Annotated in this window: 17 protein-coding genes; 3 read left to right on the top strand and 14 right to left on the bottom strand. The window is 68.2% G+C overall.

Annotated elements, in window-relative coordinates; all coding sequences use genetic code 11:
- Nucleotides 1-83: 83 nt before the first annotated feature.
- The 5 genes from A6W98_RS08390 to A6W98_RS08410 form a co-directional block, all read right to left on the bottom strand.
- Nucleotides 84-362: a hypothetical protein gene (locus A6W98_RS08390; RefSeq protein WP_042460216.1), complete on the bottom strand. Its 279-nt coding sequence runs from the start codon at nucleotides 360-362 to the stop codon at nucleotides 84-86.
- Between the two features lie 18 nt (nucleotides 363-380).
- The gene (gene murC / locus A6W98_RS08395) at nucleotides 381-1,778 is read right to left on the bottom strand and encodes a UDP-N-acetylmuramate--L-alanine ligase (protein ID WP_042464783.1); all 1,398 of its coding nucleotides are present in this window, start codon (nucleotides 1,776-1,778) and stop codon (nucleotides 381-383) included.
- Nucleotides 1,778-2,872: a UDP-N-acetylglucosamine--N-acetylmuramyl-(pentapeptide) pyrophosphoryl-undecaprenol N-acetylglucosamine transferase gene (locus A6W98_RS08400; protein WP_042460219.1), complete on the bottom strand. Its 1,095-nt coding sequence runs from the start codon at nucleotides 2,870-2,872 to the stop codon at nucleotides 1,778-1,780. The genes murC and A6W98_RS08400 overlap by 1 nt, the downstream gene beginning before the upstream one ends.
- Entirely contained in the window at nucleotides 2,869-4,038 is a 1,170-nt protein-coding gene (locus A6W98_RS08405) for a peptidoglycan glycosyltransferase FtsW (protein WP_042460221.1), read from the bottom strand. The genes A6W98_RS08400 and A6W98_RS08405 overlap by 4 nt, the downstream gene beginning before the upstream one ends.
- Before the next feature lie 242 nt (nucleotides 4,039-4,280).
- The gene (locus A6W98_RS08410) at nucleotides 4,281-5,654 is read right to left on the bottom strand and encodes an FAD-binding oxidoreductase (protein ID WP_042460224.1); all 1,374 of its coding nucleotides are present in this window, start codon (nucleotides 5,652-5,654) and stop codon (nucleotides 4,281-4,283) included.
- Nucleotides 5,655-5,855: 201 nt separating this feature from the next.
- Here A6W98_RS08410 and A6W98_RS08415 point away from each other — a divergent pair, with 201 nt between their 5' ends.
- Nucleotides 5,856-7,442: a chloride channel protein gene (locus A6W98_RS08415; RefSeq protein WP_247904422.1), complete on the top strand. Its 1,587-nt coding sequence runs from the start codon at nucleotides 5,856-5,858 to the stop codon at nucleotides 7,440-7,442.
- Nucleotides 7,443-7,486: 44 nt separating this feature from the next.
- On the opposite strand, the gene A6W98_RS08420 is transcribed toward A6W98_RS08415, so the two are convergent.
- The 7 genes from A6W98_RS08420 to A6W98_RS08450 form a co-directional block, all read right to left on the bottom strand.
- The gene (locus A6W98_RS08420) at nucleotides 7,487-7,828 is read right to left on the bottom strand and encodes a DUF427 domain-containing protein (protein WP_042460230.1); all 342 of its coding nucleotides are present in this window, start codon (nucleotides 7,826-7,828) and stop codon (nucleotides 7,487-7,489) included.
- A gap of 209 nt (nucleotides 7,829-8,037) precedes the next feature.
- Nucleotides 8,038-9,843, bottom strand: coding sequence for an aminopeptidase P family protein (locus A6W98_RS08425; RefSeq protein WP_042460233.1), 1,806 nt, complete (start codon nucleotides 9,841-9,843; stop codon nucleotides 8,038-8,040).
- Nucleotides 9,844-11,718, bottom strand: a complete 1,875-nt coding sequence (gene cobT / locus A6W98_RS08430) for a cobaltochelatase subunit CobT (RefSeq protein ID WP_042460236.1) — start codon at nucleotides 11,716-11,718, stop codon at nucleotides 9,844-9,846.
- Between the two features lie 90 nt (nucleotides 11,719-11,808).
- Complete coding sequence (locus tag A6W98_RS08435; protein WP_042460239.1) at nucleotides 11,809-12,228, bottom strand: hypothetical protein; 420 nt, start codon at nucleotides 12,226-12,228, stop codon at nucleotides 11,809-11,811.
- A gap of 130 nt (nucleotides 12,229-12,358) precedes the next feature.
- On the bottom strand, nucleotides 12,359-12,775 hold the full coding sequence (locus A6W98_RS08440; protein WP_063490898.1) for a hypothetical protein: 417 nt from the start codon (nucleotides 12,773-12,775) through the stop codon (nucleotides 12,359-12,361).
- Between the two features lie 99 nt (nucleotides 12,776-12,874).
- Nucleotides 12,875-13,846, bottom strand: a complete 972-nt coding sequence (gene cobS / locus A6W98_RS08445; RefSeq protein WP_370501686.1) for a cobaltochelatase subunit CobS — start codon at nucleotides 13,844-13,846, stop codon at nucleotides 12,875-12,877.
- A 126-nt stretch (nucleotides 13,847-13,972) separates the two neighbouring features.
- Nucleotides 13,973-14,599, bottom strand: a complete 627-nt coding sequence (locus A6W98_RS08450) for a J domain-containing protein (RefSeq protein WP_042460245.1) — start codon at nucleotides 14,597-14,599, stop codon at nucleotides 13,973-13,975.
- Nucleotides 14,600-14,674: 75 nt separating this feature from the next.
- Between A6W98_RS08450 and A6W98_RS08455 the strand changes: the two genes are divergently transcribed.
- Nucleotides 14,675-14,932, top strand: coding sequence for a BolA family protein (locus A6W98_RS08455; protein ID WP_042460248.1), 258 nt, complete (start codon nucleotides 14,675-14,677; stop codon nucleotides 14,930-14,932).
- Between the two features lie 25 nt (nucleotides 14,933-14,957).
- On the opposite strand, the gene A6W98_RS08460 is transcribed toward A6W98_RS08455, so the two are convergent.
- Both A6W98_RS08460 and gatB read right to left on the bottom strand, forming a co-directional pair.
- On the bottom strand, nucleotides 14,958-15,410 hold the full coding sequence (locus A6W98_RS08460) for a DUF4177 domain-containing protein (protein WP_155734758.1): 453 nt from the start codon (nucleotides 15,408-15,410) through the stop codon (nucleotides 14,958-14,960).
- Nucleotides 15,411-15,412: 2 nt separating this feature from the next.
- Nucleotides 15,413-16,921 carry an Asp-tRNA(Asn)/Glu-tRNA(Gln) amidotransferase subunit GatB gene (gene gatB / locus A6W98_RS08465; protein ID WP_042464786.1) on the bottom strand — a complete coding sequence of 503 codons (1,509 nt, stop codon included), beginning with the start codon at nucleotides 16,919-16,921 and terminating at the stop codon, nucleotides 15,413-15,415.
- Between the two features lie 206 nt (nucleotides 16,922-17,127).
- On the opposite strand from gatB, the gene A6W98_RS08470 reads away from it, so the two are divergent.
- Nucleotides 17,128-17,688 carry a type 1 glutamine amidotransferase domain-containing protein gene (locus A6W98_RS08470; RefSeq protein ID WP_042460251.1) on the top strand — a complete coding sequence of 187 codons (561 nt, stop codon included), beginning with the start codon at nucleotides 17,128-17,130 and terminating at the stop codon, nucleotides 17,686-17,688.
- The last annotated feature ends 26 nt before the right edge of the window (nucleotides 17,689-17,714 follow it).

Raw genomic sequence — 17,714 nt, forward strand, 5'->3', positions numbered from 1 at the left:
GGTCGCCGAAACCGGAAGGATCTGCGGGGCAAGGGCGCGATGTCGGGGGGCGATTGCGTGCGGGGCCGCAGCCCGGTCCGCGGTCATTGCTCACCGCCTTCGGCGCCGCGGTCGCGCGACAGCGCTTGGGGCGTGCTGCCGGGACCGGCGGGCCGTGCGACCGGCCGAAAGGCGGATGCATGAAGCGGCCCGGTCGGCGCGGCGCCCGGACCGAAGGCGGCCTGCGCCGTGGCAGGCGGGATCACGGCCGCGGCCAGCAGCCCGGCCGTGACCGGCGGCGCGGCGCGGCGCATAGTGCGCAGCCCCGAAATGCCCACCAGCGGCGCCGGGCCGCAGATCGCTATGACCGGACAGGAGATCATGCCGCTTCGTCCGCTCCCTTACTCTGAAAGCCGTGCGGGCAGGTTGTTGGCCCAGGCGCTGATCGTGCCCGCGCCCAAGCATACCACCATGTCGCCGGGGCCTGCCTGTTCGCGTACCAGCCGAACCAAGTCGTCCTCGCTGAGGATGGCCCGGGCATGGCGGTGGCCGTGGCGGATCAGCCCGGCGACCAGATCGTCGCGCGTCGCGCCCTGGATCGGCTCTTCGCCCGCCGCATAGACCTCGGCGATGCCGACCACGTCGGCCTCGTTGAAACAGGTGCAGAAATCGTCGAACAGCGAATGCAGCCGCGAATAGCGATGCGGCTGATGGACGGCGATGACCCGGCCCTCGGTCGCCTGCCGCGCCGCTTTCAGCACCGCCGCGATCTCGACCGGGTGGTGGCCGTAATCGTCGATGACGGCGATCCCGTTGGCCTCGCCGACCCGGGTAAAGCGCCGGTTGACCCCGGCGAAACCTTCCAGCGCGGCGCGGATCTCGTCGGCCTTCATGCCCAGATGCCGCGCCACAGCCACCGCGGCCAGCGCGTTCGAGACGTTGTGATCGCCCGGCATCGGCAGCGTGCAGTCCTCGATCACCATCTCCTCGGCCTGAAGGGCGATGTCGAAATGCGCCTTGCCCGTTTCATAGCGCAGATTGATCGCGCGCACATCGGCCTGGGCGTTGAAGCCGAAGGTGATCACCTTGCGGTCGGTGACCCGGCCGACCAGCGCCTGCACCTCGGCATGATCGGTGCAGCAGACCGCCAGCCCGTAAAAGGGGATGTTCGAGACGAAATCGTAGAACCCCTGCCGGAGCGCCTCGAAGCTGCCCCAGTGCTCCATGTGCTCGGGGTCGATATTGGTCACGATGGCGATGGTCGCGGGCAGGCGGTTGAAGGTGCCGTCGGATTCGTCGGCCTCGACCACCATCCATTCGCCCGCGCCCATCCGCGCATTCGAGCCATAGGCATGGATGATGCCGCCATTGATGACGGTCGGGTCGAGCCCGCCCGCATCCAGCAGCGTCGCCACCATCGTCGTCGTGGTGGTCTTGCCATGCGTGCCCGCGACCGCGACATTCGATTTCAGCCGCATCAGCTCGGCCAGCATCTCGGCCCGGCGCACGATCGGCAGGCCGCGCCGCCGGGCGGCGTCGAGTTCGGGATTGCCGGGCTTGATCGCCGAAGAGATCACCACGACCTCGGCATTCTCGAGGTTTTCCTCGCGTTGGCCCTCGAACACCGTCGCGCCCAGGCCCGCCAGCCGGTCGGTGATCTTCGAGGCCTTCAGGTCCGAGCCCTGCACCCGGTAGCCGAGGTTCAGCAGCACCTCGGCGATGCCGGACATGCCGATGCCTCCGATCCCGACGAAGTGGATCGGCCCTACATCGGTCGGAAGCTTGGTTGCCGCGTTCATCATTTGCCTTCTCCGCCCAGTGCCTCGACGATCTCGGCCAGCCCGTCGACGGCATCGGGTTTGCCGCAGCGCATCGCCGCCACCGCCATCTGCATCGCGCCCTTGGGCTGGCCCAGAACCGTGGCGATCTGGTCCGAAAGCGCGACCGGGTCAAGCGCCTTTTCCGGGATCAGTATCGCCGCGCCGGCCTCGACCAGGCCGCGGGCATTTGCGGTCTGGTGATCGCCCGCGGCATGCGGGTAGGGGATCAGGATCGCGGGCCGTCCGATCGCCGCGATATCGGCCACCGAGGAGGCGCCCGAGCGGCTGATCACCAGCTGCGCCTCGGCCAGCCGGGCGGGAATGTCGTCGAAGAAGGGCCGGACCTCGGCCGTGACCCCGGCCGCCTCATAGGCCGCGACCACGCGGTCGAGATCCTCCTCGCGGGCCTGATGCGACACCCTGAGATAACCGCGCATCTCGGCGGGCAGGGCAGCGATGGCGGCGGGCACGCTTTCCGAGATCGCCCGCGCGCCCTGACTGCCGCCGATGGCGACGAGGCTCATCGGATAGTCGCCGGGCGGAATATAGGGCGCGCCCGCGCGTTCGCGCACCGCCGCCCGGATCGGGTTGCCGGTATGGAAGGCCTCGACGCCCTCGGGCAGCTCGGTCGGCCAGACCCCGCAGGCCATGGCATGGACGCGGGGCGCGAACAGCCGGTTGACCTTGCCCAGCACGCCGTTCTGCTCATGGATCATCCGCGGCCGCCTGAGCAGCGTCGCCGCCGTCAGCGCCGGGAAGGAGGGGTAGCCGCCGAAGCCCGCCACCACGGCAGGCCTGTCGCGCAGCATCCGCCACAGCATCGCCGCGACGCCCGCCGCCAGCCGGAGCGGCGCGACCGCCCGCGCCACCGGCCCGCCCCGGTCGGGGCTGTCGGCGGCGATGGTCTCGATCTCGACCGCGGCCGGAAAGCCGCCCGCATAGCGCGCGCCGCGGGCATCGGTCGACAGCTTCACCCGCCAGCCGCGCGCCAGCATGGTTTCGGCCAGGGCCTGGGCCGGGAACATGTGCCCGCCGGTGCCGCCGGCGGCGATGACCAGAAGCGGGGCGCTCATTCGCGGGTCCTCCGGCGCAGAAGGTCGGTGATCTCGCCCTGCGGCCGGTTCCGGGTCAGGGCCAGCAGCATGCCGACCATGATCCCGCCCGCGATCAGCGACGAGCCGCCATAGCTGACGAAGGGCAGGGTCATCCCCTTGGCGGGCAGCAGCTTGACCGCCACACCCATGTTGATCAGCGCCTGCACGCCGAAGGTGCAGGCAAGCCCGGTGCCCGCGATCCGGATGAAGGGATCGCGTTCCTTCAGCAGCCGGAACAGCGAGCGGATGACGATGGCGCAGTAAAGCGCGATGATGACCGCGACCAGCACCAGCCCGTATTCCTCGGCCGCGACCGCGATGATGAAGTCGGTATGCGCGTCGGGCAAGGACCACTTGACCTGGCCCTCGCCGACGCCGACGCCGAAGAAGCCGCCCTCGCGGATCGCGTTGGTGGCATAGCCAAGCTGGGTGCGGGGGTCGATCTCGGGGTTCAGGAAGCCGTCGATCCGGCGCGCGAAATGCTCGGAATTCTCATAGGCGATGGTGCCCGCGAAGACCACGCCCCCGGCCACGGCGACCAGCACCATGAAGGGCGCTCCGGCCACGAAATACATCACCCCCCAGGCGAAGAGGATCAGCGCGGCCTGCCCGAAATCGGGCTGCAGCGCCAGAAATGCCACCACGACGACGGCGAGCGCCAGCGACATGGTCTTGCCGGGCGGGCCCTCGACCTCCTGCGCCGCGGCCATCAGCCAGGCGGTCAGGATGATGAAGCCCGGCTTGAGGAATTCCGAGGGCTGGACCGAGCCGAAGCCCAGCGAATACCAGCGCACCGCGCCCTTGCCGAAATCGGTGCCGAAGACCGGCAGCAGCACAAGCCCCAGCAGCGCCGCGCCGCAACCGATCACGCCGAGCCGCCGGACCATGGTCGGCGAGAGCATCGAGCAGACCAGCATCGCGCAAAGCGCGAGCCCGCCGAACACCGCCTGCCGCTCGACATAATAGAAGGGAGGAAAGCCGTTCTTCTCGGCCAGGGGCGGCGAGGCAGCAAGGCCCAGCAGCATGCCCACGCCGAACAGGATAAGGACAAAGGACATCGCCCATTTGTCCACGGTCCGCCACCAGCGCGGCAGAACAGGTTCACCCGCCCGGATGGGCGCGGTGCCGTAGACCATCTCTGTCATCGGCCACTGCCTCGATCAGCCTCTGTCAATGCCCGTTTACCGGGTCTGAGGCGCAGTGTAGCGTCAAAACCGCATCGGCACCAGACCGGAAAGCCGGATCCGAACGTCCGCGCGGCCGCCCGGAGGCGCGTCCCGATCCGTGCCGGGGCAGGGGTGCGGGGGCCTCCGGACAAGGCCGAAGGGGCGGCCGGGCAGGCTCCGGACGCGGGTGGTTTCGACATGCCGCCCGCGCGGGGCGGGCCTCAGTTGGCGCGGACCATCTTGCCGGGATTCATCAGCGTCATCGGGTCGAGCGCGCGCTTGATCTGGCCCATCACGTCCCAGGCGGCGCCATGCTCCTCTTCCATGTAGTCGAGCTTGCCCATGCCGATGCCATGCTCGCCGGTGACCGTGCCGCCCATGCGCAATGCGCGCTCGACCATCCGGTGCGCCAGCGCCTTGGCTTCGGCCAGTTCGGCGGCGTTGTCCGGCTCGACCAGCAGGATCGCGTGGAAGTTGCCGTCGCCGACATGGCCGAGGATCGGGCCGGGGATCGAGGCCTGGGCGATATCGGCGCGGGTCTCTTCCACCGCCTCGGCCAGCCGCGAGATCGGCACGCACATGTCGGTGACCAGCGCGGTGGCGCCGGGGCGCAGCCCGAGGCAGGCGTAATAGGCATTGTGGCGCATGGTCCAGAGCGCGTTGCGGTCTTCGGGACGCGAGGACCACTTGAAGCCCTCGCCGCCATTTTCGGCGACGACCTCGCCGAAGCTCTCGGCCTGCTCCGCCACCCCCGAGGCCGAGCCGTGGAACTCGACCATCAGATGCGGTTTTTCCGGCATGTCGGCGCTGGCATAGGCGTTGAAGGCGGCGGCGGTCGCGGCATCGACGAATTCGATCCGCGCCATCGGAATGCCCAACTGGATGGTCTGGATCACGGTATCCACCGCGGCGCCGATCTCGTCGAAGGCGCAGACCGCGGCCGAGATCGCCTCGGGCTGGCCATGAAGCCTCAGCGTGAGTTCGGTGATCAGCCCCAGCGTGCCCTCCGAGCCCACGAAAAGCCCGGTCAGGTCGTAGCCCGCCGAGGATTTCCGCGCCCGGGTGCCGGTGCGGATCACCCGCCCGTCGGGCAGCACGACCTCAAGCGCCAGCACGTTGTCGCGCATGGTGCCATATCGCACCGCCGTCGTGCCCGAGGCCCGGGTCGAGGCCATGCCGCCCAGCGAGGCATTGGCGCCCGGATCGACCGGGAAGAACAGCCCGGTCGCGCGCAGCTCGCGGTTCAGATCCTCGCGGGTAAGGCCGGGCTGGACGACCACGTCCATATCCTCGGAATTGACCTTCAGCACCCGGTTCATCCGGCTGAAATCGATGGTGACCCCGCCCTGCAGCGCCAGCGCGTGCCCTTCGAGCGAGGTGCCCCGGCCCCAGCCGGTCAGCGGCACCCCATGCGCGGCACAGATTCGCACGATCTGCGCGACCTCGTCGGTGGTTTCCGGATAGGCGACCGCATCGGGAGGCAGGAACGGGAAATAGGTTTCATTCCGCCCGTGCAGGTCCAGATCGGACTTGGACCGGCTGAGGCGATCGCCTAGCATTTCCCCGAGTGCGGTGAGGGCATCCGGTTTCGACATCGGGGTACTCCTTGCAGTGCCAGAGGCGGGCACCCTAGGCGAGAGCGGCGGCCGGGAAAAGCCTTGCTAAACAAACGCGACCAAAAGAGGCAAAATGCCGGGCAGAGCAGGGTGAAACGGCGGAATTCGAGAGCTTTCGGTACCGTTTTCCGTTGGTTGAATGGCGTTTTACGCGTCTTGCGGGTGCATGGCCCGTCGCAGGTGCAGTTCTGGTTCATCGCGGCGGCGATCGGCATCGCGGCCGGATTCGCCGCTCTGGGCTTCAGGCTTGGGATCGATGTGCTGCAACGCGCGCTCTACGGGGTCGATGATCCGCACCGGCTGCACAGCTATGCCCAGACGCTGCACTGGGGCTGGATCCTGGTGATCCCGGCCTGTGGCGGGCTCGTCGTCGGGCTGCTGCTGCACCGCTTCACGCCCGATGCCCGGGTGCGCTCGGTCGCCGACGTGATCGAGGGGGCGGCGCTCAACGAGGGCCGGGTCGAGGTCAAGGCCGGGCTGGCCTCGGCGCTGGCCTCGCTGATCACGCTGTCCTCGGGCGGCTCGACCGGCCGCGAGGGGCCGGTGGTGCATATGGCGGGCGTGGTCGCGACCTGGGTGTCGAACCGGATCCATGCCGATGGCATCACCGGGCGCGATCTGCTGGGTTGCGCCGTGGCGGCCGCGGTCTCGGCCTCGTTCAACGCGCCGATCGCGGGCACGCTCTTCGCGCTTGAGGTCGTGCTCAGGCATTTCGCGGTCCATGCCTTCGCCCCGATCACGGTGGCGGCGGTGGCAGGCACGGTCATCAACCGGATCGAATTCGGCGGCGTGCCGGAATTCGCGCTGCCGCAGACCGACCGGCTTGCCTTCTATGGCGAGCTTCCGGCCTTCCTGATGCTGGGGCTGCTTTGCGGTCTGGTCGCGGTGATCCTGATGCGCGCGATCTTCTGGGCCGAAGGGATCGGCGATGCGGTCCAGCGCCGGACCCGGATGCCGCGCTGGCTGAGGCCCGCGGTCTCGGGGCTCGGGCTCGGGGCGCTGGCGATCTGGTTTCCGCATATCATCGGTGTCGGCTACGAGACCACCTCGGCGGCCCTGACCGGGACGCTGGTCCTGCATGAGGCGGTGGTGTTCTGCCTGCTGAAATCGGTGGCGGTGTCGATGACCATGGCCGGGCGGATGGGTGGCGGGGTCTTCTCGCCCTCCTTGATGGTGGGGGCGCTGACCGGGCTGTCCTTCGGCATCATCGCGACCTCTGCCTTTCCCAATGTCTCGGGGGCCGAGACGCTTTATGCGCTGGCGGGGATGGGCGCGGTCGCGGCCGCGGTGCTGGGCGCGCCGATCTCGACCACGATGATCGTCTTCGAGATGACCGGCGACTGGCAGACCGGGCTGGCGGTGATGGTGGCGGTGTCGCTCTCGACCGCGCTGGCCAGCCGCCTTGTCGACCGCTCGTTCTTCCTCACCCAGCTTGAACGGCGCGGCAAGAGGCTGGCGGCCGGGCCGCAATCCTATCTGCTGGCGGCCCTGACCGCGGGCGTGCTGATGCGGTCCAAGGAGAGCCCCGGCGCAGCCTCGCCGGGCGCCTGCGCCGAGCTGATCGGGCAGGGGGTGATGTTCGAGGCCGACACGACCCTGGTCGAGGCGCTGCCGGTCTTCGAGAAATGGGGGCACGGCTTCGTGCCGGTGGTGGCGCGGGCTACCGCTGGCCGCGAGCCCGAATTGCTGGGCGCGCTGTTCCATGTCGACGCGCTGCGCGCCTATTCCCGCGCGCTGGCGACGACCGCCGCCGAGGAGCATTCCTGAGCGACGGACGGGGTTAAAGGCGGGCGGGTCTGAAGGCGGGCGGCCTAAAGCTGCTCGACCGTCACCTTGTCGGCATAGAAGGCCAGATGCCCGGCGATCCGCTCGAGCCCGGTATTCGGCTCTTCGTAGGACCAGGCCGCGTCGGCGATGTCGTAGCTCTTGGCGCGCAGGGTGAAATAACTCGCCACGCCCTTGTGCGGGCAGGCCGTGCGGCTGTCCGAGCGGTCAAGGAAGGCCATCGCCACATCCTCGCGCGGGAAGTAGATGACAGGTCCCATGCCGCCTTCGGTCAGTTCAAGCGCGTTCCGGCTTTCGGCAATCACCGCGCCTCCGGCCCGGACCACCCAGGCCCCCTCGGCCTTGTGGATCGTGATATGGTCGGACATGCGTGTTCTCCCTCGGTCCTGTCGGATAGCATTTTTATGCCGTTCTTCTGTCATGCTTGTCTTTGTCTTGTCCAGTTCTGCAGGCCATAGGCCCACCATCCGCCTGGAAACGGATCGCGCCGCCGCCGCGGCCCTGTTGCGCGGGCGCGGCGCGGAATGCCCGGATCGGACCGGAATTGAACCTGTCAGACCGAGGTGACGACCGGGGCTCAGAGCGGCTGCGTCGCCTCCGCCAGCCAGGCCCGCGCCCGCTCCGACAGCCCGTCTCCGGCCCGCTCGGCCACCTCGGCGTGATAGGCGTCGAGCCAGGCCCGCTCGCCCGCGTCAAGCAGCTCGGGCAGGATCAGGCGGCGGTCGATGGGGACCCAGGTCAGCGTCTCGAAGGACAGCATGCGGCGGTCGTCCCCGCTCGTCAGCGCCGGGGCTTCCCGGGCCGCGATCAGGTTCTCGATCCGGATGCCGAAGGCGCCCTCGCGGTAATAGCCGGGCTCGTTCGACAGGATCATCCCCGGCTCCAGCGGCACGGTCGAGCTCCGGGCGATGCGCTGCGGCCCCTCATGGACCGAGAGATAGGCGCCGACGCCATGGCCGGTGCCATGGTCGTAATCCTGCCCGGCCTGCCAGAGCGCATTGCGCGCCAGCGCGTCCAGATCGCGGCCCGCAAGCCCCTTGGGGAAGCGCGCCCGCGAGATCGCGATCATGCCTTTCAGCACCCGGGTGAAGGGGGCCTTCGCCGCCTCGGGCACGGGGCCGACGGCAATGGTGCGGGTGATGTCGGTGGTGCCGTCGAGATATTGCGCCCCCGAATCGACCAGCAGCAGATCGCCCGGCGCCACGGCGCGGTTGCTGGCCTCGGTCACCCGGTAATGCACGATGGCGCCGTTCGGCCCGGCGCCGGCGATGGTCTCGAAGCTGATATCGCGGAGCTTGCCGGTCGCGGCGCGGAAACCTTCGAGCCCGCGCACCACGTCGATCTCGGTCAGCCCGCCCTTCGGCGCCTCGGCATCGATCCAGGCCAGGAACTCGATCATCGCCCGCGCGTCGCGGGCATGCGCGGCGCGCGACCCTTCCAGTTCGGCCGCGGTCTTGCGCGCCTTGGGCAGGATGCAGGGATCTTCGGCCTGCGCGATCTCGATGCCCGCATCCTCGAGCTGGCGCAGCACCCAGAGCGGCGCCGAGGCCGGATCGACCCGCACCCGGCCCAGAAGGCTGCGCAGCCCCGGTCCGAAGGCTCCGGCTGGGCGCAGCGTGATCTCGGGGCCGAGATGGGCCTTGAGCGCGTCGCTCACCTTGGCGGGATCGGCGTAAAGCGTCACCCGGCCGTCATCATGCAGGATCGCGAAGGTATGGGGCACCGGATTGCGCGGAATGTCCGAGCCGCGCACGTTCAGCAACCAGGCGATGGAATCGGGCAGGGTCAGCACCGCGGCACTCTGCCCGGCATCGGCCAGCAGCCGCCCGATCCGGGCGCGCTTGTCGGCATGGCTCTCGCCTGCCAACTCTTCCGGGTAGGGCGTGATCGGGCCCTGGGGCGGGGCCGGCTGGTCGGCCCAGATCCGGTCGACCAGGTTGGCGGTCTCGCGGATCGCGACCTGGGTGCCCGCCAGCGCCCCGGTCAGCGCGTCCAGGTCCCTGGGCGTATGCAGCCAGGGATCGATCCCGACCGCGCCGCCCTGCGGCAGCGCCGCCTTCAGCCAGTCGCCGGGCTTGGTCTCGGGCCAGGGCACGGGCGTGAAATGCGCCAGATCGACCTGCGCCTTGACCTGCACCCGGTAGCGGCCGTCGATGAAGACGCCCGCGCGGTTCATCAGGATGCAGGCGATCCCGGCCGAGCCGGTGAAGCCCGTCAGCCAGGCCAGCCGGTCGTCATGGGGGGCCACATATTCGCCCTGATGGGCATCGGCGCGGGGCACCAGAAACCCCGAAAGCCCCTCGCGGGCCATCTCCTCGCGCAACTGTGCCAGCCGGACGGGGCCGTCCTCGGGACGGGTGGTGCTGTCGAAGTTCTGGAACATCTAGCTTGCCTTCCTGATCCCGAAGATGCGCGCGCGGGCGCGGGGATCCTTGTCGAACAGCGCCGCCAGCTGTTCGGTCATCGCGCCGGCCAGCTGTTCGACATCGGTGATAGTGACGGCGCGCTGATAGTAGCGGGTGACGTCATGGCCGATGCCTATGGCGATCAGCTCGACGGCCTTGCGGCGCTCGACCATGGCGATCACGTCGCGCAGGTGCTTTTCGAGGTAATTCGCGGCATTGACCGAGAGGGTCGAATCGTCGACCGGCGCGCCGTCCGAGATCACCATCAGGATCTTGCGCGCCTCGGGCCGCATCAGCATCCGCTTATGGGCCCATTCCAGCGCCTCGCCGTCGATATTCTCCTTCAGCAGGCCCTCTTTCATCATCAGGCCCAGATTCTCGCGCGCCCGCCGCCAGGGTGCATCGGCATTCTTGTAGACGATATGGCGCAGATCGTTCAGCCGCCCCGGGCTTTGCGGACGGCCCTCGGCCAGCCATTGCTCGCGCGATTGCCCGCCCTTCCAGGCACGGGTGGTGAAGCCCAGGATCTCGACCTTGACATGGCAGCGTTCAAGCGTGCGGGCCAGCACATCGGCACAGATCGCGGCGATCGAGATCGGCCGTCCCCGCATCGAGCCGGAATTGTCCAGCAGCAGCGTCACCACCGTGTCGCGGAACTCGGTATCCTTCTCGACCTTGAAGCTCAGCGGCGTGGTCGGGTTCGCCACCACACGCGCCAGCCGCCCGGCATCGAGGATGCCTTCCTCGCGGTCGAATTCCCAGCTGCGGTTCTGCTGGGCCTGCAACCGCCGCTGCAGCTTGTTGGCCAGCCGTCCGACCGCGCCCTTCAGCGGGTCGAGCTGCTGGTCGAGATAGGCCCGCAGCCGTTCCAGCTCGGCCGGTTCGGCCAGGTCCTGGGCGCCGATCTCCTCGTCGAAACCGGCGCTGAAGATCTTGTAATCGGGGTCGGCCTCCGAGGGCGGTGCGGGCGGCGGCGGCTCGCGCGGGGCCTCGCCATCGGGCAGCTCGGTCTCCTCGCCCATTTCCATGTCGTCGATATCGTCGGGATTGACATGGGCCTGGGCCGCGTCCTGCATCTCGTCCTGCGACTGCTCGGGGCTGGCATCGGCCTCGTCGCTGTCCTGGCTTTCCTCCTCGCCGTATTCCTCGGGCGCCTCGTCCTCGGTTTCGGCCGAGTTGTCCTCCTCGTCGTTCTGATCGGCATCGGGATCGTCGCCAAGCTGATCGGCATAGCCGAGATCGGCGATCACCTGACGGCTCAGACGGGCGAAGGCGGCCTGATCGCCCAGGCTGGCGTCGATCCCGTCAAGCGCCGGGCCCGCCTGTTCCTCGATGAAGCCGCGCCACAGCTCCATCGCCTGGGCCGCGCCCTTCGGCAGCGGGCGGCCGGTCGCGAGATGGCGCACGATATAGCCCGCCGCGACGGCCAGCGGCACCTCCGAGGCCTCGCGGGCCTGGGCATAGCCCTTGCGCGCGGCCTCGGCGGCGATCATCGCGTCGATATTGCCGGCGGTGCCGGGCATGACGCGGGCCCCGACAGCCTCGCAACGCGCCATCTCCATCGCCTCGTAAAGCTCGCAGGCGATCTGGCCCGAGGGACGGTAGCGGGCATGGGTGGCGCCGTCGTGATATTTGTGACGCAGCGCATAGGCATCGGCGGTTCCGCGCGCCAGCAGCACCTCGTCGCGGGTCATCCGGCGCGAGACCTGGGGCAGGCGCACCGCGTCGTCGGTCAGCCCGGGCGGGTCGACCGAATAGCTGACGCCCAGTTCGGCGTCGTCGGCCAGGACCTTGGTGGCCTCGGCCAGCGCCTTCTTGAAGGGATCGGCGGGGTTGTCGGTCGGTTTGGTCATCGGGCAGGGTCCGCTTGGCTTGCGGGGCCAATCTAGAAAGGTTGACCGGAATTGGCCAGTGGCCGCGCGGCGAAAGACGACGGGGCGGTCTCAGCCGCCGAGCAGCAGCCCGGTGCAGTCCGACAGCCGTCGTGCCAGGGCCGCGCGGGCACGCTCGGCCCGGCCGTGATCGCCGCTATAGGCGATGTCGGCCAGAAGGCCCGCCATTTCGCTCCAGCCGGCCGAACGCCAGAGCACCGGCTCGCGCCGCGGCACGCCGAAGCGGATCGCCTCGGGCAGCGTCGCCTCAAGCATGAGATTGAACATGTCGCGCTGGCTGACGGTGCGGGGCCAGTCCGGGTCGTGCTCGGCCTGCTGGCGCGCCGAGACCGCGGCCAGCCGACCCGAGCAGGTCGCGAAGACCTCGGCCCGTTTCCAGGGCGTGCCCGGGGGCGCCGGATGCGCGGGCGTGGTCGCAAGGATTAAAGCGGTGGCGAAACCGGTCGCGGCGACCAGCGTCACTCTCGTCATGCCTGCGATCCTGCCCTGCATCAGCTCATGCTACGGTGAAATGACGTTGCGTCAAGATGTATATACGAATGATGTAAAAATGCTGGGCGCGGACCCGAAAAGTCGGTTTTCGGCAGAGAGGTCGCGCATGTCAGCGCGGCGCGTGCCGGTGCCCTCTCAGGCCGGACGCGCGGCCTAAGTCGTCGCAGAGCCCGGACAGCCGGACATATTGGTCGCGGGCGCGACGTTCCCCGTCCAGGATGTAGCGCTGCAGCAGCAGAAGGTAGACCGGATGCAGCGCCGCGATCCGGTCATCGACCCCGTCCCGATCCGCGCCTTCTGCAAGCGCCGCCTCGCGAAAGGCGCGGGCCATGGCCTGAGCTTCGGCGGGGGAGCCTTCGGCGATGGCGTAGCGGGTGCGGAAATCGGCGGTAGCCTGCCAGAGCGCGGCACAATCGATTGCGGGAAAGGCCGGATCGGCACCTTGCGCGAAAGCGGCGGGCGCGGCGAGGAAAAACACCGCGAGGGCGGCGGCAGGACGAGACCGCGCGGCGTCAGGCCGTCGCATCGGCCGGTCTCCGGAGCGGGCCGGGCTGCGATGGCAATCCCGGCGCCGCTTTCGTCGCGGCGGGGCCGCCCTGGCGAGAATGCCGGGGCGGCATGCCGGTTACCCCAGGCTCATGCTCGCGGCGCTTTCGGGCAGTTCCTCGTCGAACAGGCGCTGGTAGAACTCGGCCACGGTCTGGCGTTCGAGCTCGTCGCATTTGTTGAGGAAGGTCAGCCGGAAGGCAAAGCCCACATTGCGGAAGATCTCGGCATTCTGGGCCCAGGCGATCACCGTCCGCGGGCTCATTACCGTCGACAGATCGCCATTCATGAAGGCGGTCCGGGTCAGCTCGGCCACGGTCACCATATGGTTGATCGTCTTGCGGCCCTTGTCGGTGTTGTAATGCGGGCATTTGGCCAGAACGATCGCGGTCTCGGCATCGTGGCTGAGATAGTTCAGCGTCGCGACCAGCGACCAGCGGTCCATCTGGCCCTGGTTGATCTGCTGGGTGCCGTGGTAAAGCCCGGTGGTGTCGCCCAGACCCACCGTGTTCGCGGTCGCGAACAGCCGGAAGGACGGGTGCGGGGTGATCACCTCGTTCTGGTCGAGAAGCGTCAGCTTGCCGTCGACTTCCAGCACCCGCTGGATCACGAACATCACATCGGCCCGGCCCGCATCATATTCGTCGAACACGATGGCGCAGGGATTGCGCAGCGCCCAGGGCAGGATGCCTTCCTGGAACTCGGTGACCTGCTTGCCGTCCTTGAGCTTGATCGCATCCTTGCCGATCAGGTCGATCCGGCTGATATGGCTGTCGAGGTTGACCCGCACGCAGGGCCAGTTCAGCCGCGCCGCGACCTGCTCGATATGGGTCGACTTGCCGGTGCCGTGATAGCCCTGGATCATCACCCGGCGGTTATGGGTGAAGCCCGCGAGGATCGCCAGCGTGGTGTCGGGGTCGAACTTGTAGGTCGGGTCGCTGTCGGGCACGCGATCGGTTGGCGCCTCGAAGCCCTTCACGATCATGTCGGTGTCGATCCCGAAGACCTCGCGAACCGAGATCTCTTCGGTGGGTTTCACTACGTCGTTCATCATGACCCCGTCGCTTGTCCTGTCACTCGCCGTCTTGAAACATATCCGGAGGGTGCGCAAGAGGAAGCCCCGGCAGGCGCCCGCCCGCCGCATCGGCCCGCCCCCTCCTGCCGGGGCCGGGCCGCGCTACTTGAAGCTGCGGCTGTCCTTGATCTGGTCCCAGGCCCAGACGACTTCCTGCAGGCGTTCCTCATCGGCGCGGTTGCCGCCGTTCATGTCGGGATGCAGGTCCTTGACCAGGGACTTGTACTGCTTGCGGATCTCGGCCTTTGTCCAGTTGTCCTGGGCCTCGAGCAGTTCGAGCGCCTTGCGCTCGGTCGCCGGCAGGCGGCGGGCGGGGGTTCCGGTCTTGCCGGGGTTCCGCGTCGCGTTCTCGCCCAGAACCTGATGCGGATCGTCGACCCCGAGCCGTGCCCAGGCCCGCTGTTCGTCCTTGTTGCCGAAAGGCTGGGTCTGACGGTCCCAGACCCGGTCCTTGTCGATCTGGGCCTCGAATTCCTCCTCGGTGACACCGTTGAAGAAATTCCACTTCAGGTTGTATTCCCGCACGTGGTCCTTGCAGAACCAGAAATACTCGTCCAGCTGGTCCGGAGATTTCGGCGCGCGGTACTGGCCGTCGAGGTCGCAGCCGGGATGTTCGCATTTGCGCCGCGAGGTCTCGAAGGCGCCCGACATGCCCCGCCGGCCCCGGGTGCGCCGCTTCTTGTCGGCCGATACGGAAATGTCGAACCCGAAGGGATCGGTTTTGGTCATGGCAGCCACCTTTTCGACTCGGACCCGAGAGTTTAGTCAATTGGAGATAAGAATGAAGGGGGCGAAGGAGGAAAAATGGGACGAGTAGAGCAAATACGCGAAAAGCTGGAACAGGCGTTCCAACCGACGACACTCGAGGTGCTGGATGAGAGCGAGAAGCATCGCGGTCATGCCGGCTATCAGGAGGGCGGCGAAAGCCATTTCCAGGTACGGATCGCGGCGCCCGCCTTCGCGCCGATGTCGCGCGTGGCCCGCGAACGGGCGGTGCACAAGGCGCTGGGACCCGAGCTGATCGGGCAGATCCACGCGCTGGCGATCGAGATCGAGACCTGAGGCGCGCGTCCCGGGCGGCGGGTGCTCAGTCCTCGTCGCTGCGGGGCGGGGCGCCGCCGAGCGCGTGCTCGGGACGTGGCGGCACCGATCCGCGTGAGGGCGCCCCGAGCGGTGGATAGGTCCGCTCGGGCAGCGCCTGCACAGAGGCCGCGGCCGATGCGGCGATCTCTTCGGGGCTGCCATGGTGGAAGGCCGGGTCGCGGCCTTCCTTCCGGCCCGCATCCCGGTTTGCTTCGGCCTCGCGCGCCCGGCGGAACACGAGAACGTTGCGCAGGGCCCGGCTGCGGCCGCCGAACAGGCCCTGACGGTCCTCCGATGGCAGGCTTTCGGCGCGGAGATAGATCCAGCCCTCGGCGGCCATCTCGTTCATCGTCTCTTCGAGCGCATGGGCGAAGCGCTCCGCCGGCCCCTTGAGGCCCCGGCCGCGGCGCCCGCGTTCGGGGGCGGGAAGAACCCGGTATTCATACTTCGCCGGCATGATCATCCCAGTTTCCGGGCCACGATCTCGTTCACGGCCTGCGGATTGGCCTTGCCGCCGGTGGCCTTCAGCACCTGACCCACGAACCAGCCCGCGAGTTTCGGGTTGGCCTTGGCCTTCTCGACCTGGGCCGGGTTGGCGGCGATGATCTCGTCCACGGCCTTCTCGATGGCGCCCAGATCGGTGACCTGCTTCATGCCCCGCTCTGCCACGATCTCGGCCGGGTTGCCGCCCTCGGTATAGACGATCTCGAACAGGTCCTTGGCGATCTTGCCCGAGATGTCGCCCGCGGCGATCAGATCGAGGATGCCGCCCAGCTGATCCGGGCTGACCGGGCTGTCGGTGATGTCGCGGTCGTCCTTCTTCAGCCGTCCGAACAGCTCGTTGATGACCCAGTTGGCGGCGGCCTTGCCGTCGCGGCCCTGCGCCACCGCCTCGAAATAGGCGGCGGATTCGACGTCGGCCGTCAGCACCGAGGCATCGTATTCGGTCAGCCCGAAATCGGCGACGAAGCGGGCTTTCTTCTCGTCGGGAAGCTCGGGCAGCGAGGCCGCGATCTCGTCGACCCAGGCCTGCTCGATTTCCAGCGGCAAAAGGTCGGGGCAGGGGAAGTAGCGGTAATCATGCGCCTCTTCCTTCGAACGCATCGACCGGGTCTCGCCCTTGTCGGGATCGTAAAGCCGGGTTTCCTGATCGATGCTGCCGCCATCCTCGACGATGGCGATCTGGCGCCGGGCCTCGTATTCGATCGCGGCCTGGATGAAGCGCATCGAGTTCATGTTCTTGATCTCGCAGCGCGTGCCCAGAACCGAGGCATCGCCCGTCTCGCGGAATTTCTCGTAGGCGCCGGGGCGGCAGATCGAGACGTTGACATCGGCCCGCAGGTTGCCGTTCTGCATGTTGCCGTCGCAGGTGCCCAGATAGCGCAGGATCTGGCGCAGCTTGCCGACATAGGCGGCGGCCTCTTCGGGGCCGCGGATATCGGGGCGCGAGACGATCTCCATCAGCGCGACGCCGGTGCGGTTGAGATCGACGAAGGACATGTTCGGGTCCATGTCATGGATCGACTTGCCGGCATCCTGCTCGATATGGATGCGCTCGATCCGGACCCGGCGGGCGACGCCCGGCCCCATGTCGACGATCACCTCGCCCTCGCCCACGATGGGGTGGTAAAGCTGGCTGATCTGATAGCCCTGCGGCAGGTCGGGATAGAAGTAGTTCTTGCGGTCGAAGGCAGAGACCAGGTTGATCTCGGCCTTCAGCCCCAGCCCGGTACGCACCGCCTGGGCCACGCAGAATTCGTTGATCACGGGCAGCATGCCCGGCATCGCCGCATCGACGAAGGCGACATGCGAGTTCGGCTCGGCGCCGAAGCCGGTCGAGGCGCCCGAGAACAGCTTGGATTTCGAGGCGACCTGGGCATGGACCTCGAGACCGATCACCAGTTCCCAGTCGGCCTTGGCGCCGGAAATCACCTTGGGTTTGGGGGGCTCGAAGGTCAGGTCAAGCATGGCGGCATCCTCATCTGCGGCAGGGCGCATGTTTAGGACAGGGGGCGGGCGCGGGCAAGGGGCTCCTCGGGGGGGATCCCCGGGCGGGCGCGCCTTCACGGGATCGCGACCGCGGCGCGGGGAACCGTGCCGGCGGGGCCGCGTTATTCCCCTTTGATGCAATTTCCCACGCAATGACACACAACAATGGCACACAGGAGGACGACATGACCAGTATCGCGAAGTCGAAGATCCTGATCATGGCCACTGACGGGTTCGAGCAATCCGAGCTCGAGGTCCCGCTGACCGAGCTTCGCGCCAAGGGCGCTCAGGTCGACATTGCCAGCCCCGGCGGCGCGCCGATCACCGGCTGGAAGAACCGGAACTGGGGCACGACCCAGGAGACGACCAAGTCGCTGACCGATGTCCGTGTCCGGGAATATGACGCTCTGGTGCTGCCGGGCGGGCAGATGAATCCCGACAGCCTGCGCGTCGCGCCCGAGGCGGTGCGGCTGGTCAGGGGCTTCGTGTCCGAGGGCCGGATCGTCGCTGCGATCTGCCATGGCCCGGTCTTGCTGGTCGAGGCCGGGGCGGTCGAGGGGCGGAAGATGACCTCGTGCCGCTCGATCCGCACCGATCTGAGAAATGCCGGTGCGATCTGGGTCGACGAGGCCGTGGTCACCTCGAACGGCATCGTCACCAGCCGCGCGGCGCAGGATCTGGGGGCCTTCGTGGCGAAGATCGTGGAAGAGATCGAAGAGGGCCGGCATTCGCGCCGGGCGGCATGATCCCACCGCGATGTCGGCGGTCCTTT

Origin of the sequence: Rhodovulum sulfidophilum DSM 1374, from assembly GCF_001633165.1 — a bacterium.
GTDB lineage: Bacteria > Pseudomonadota > Alphaproteobacteria > Rhodobacterales > Rhodobacteraceae > Rhodovulum > Rhodovulum sulfidophilum.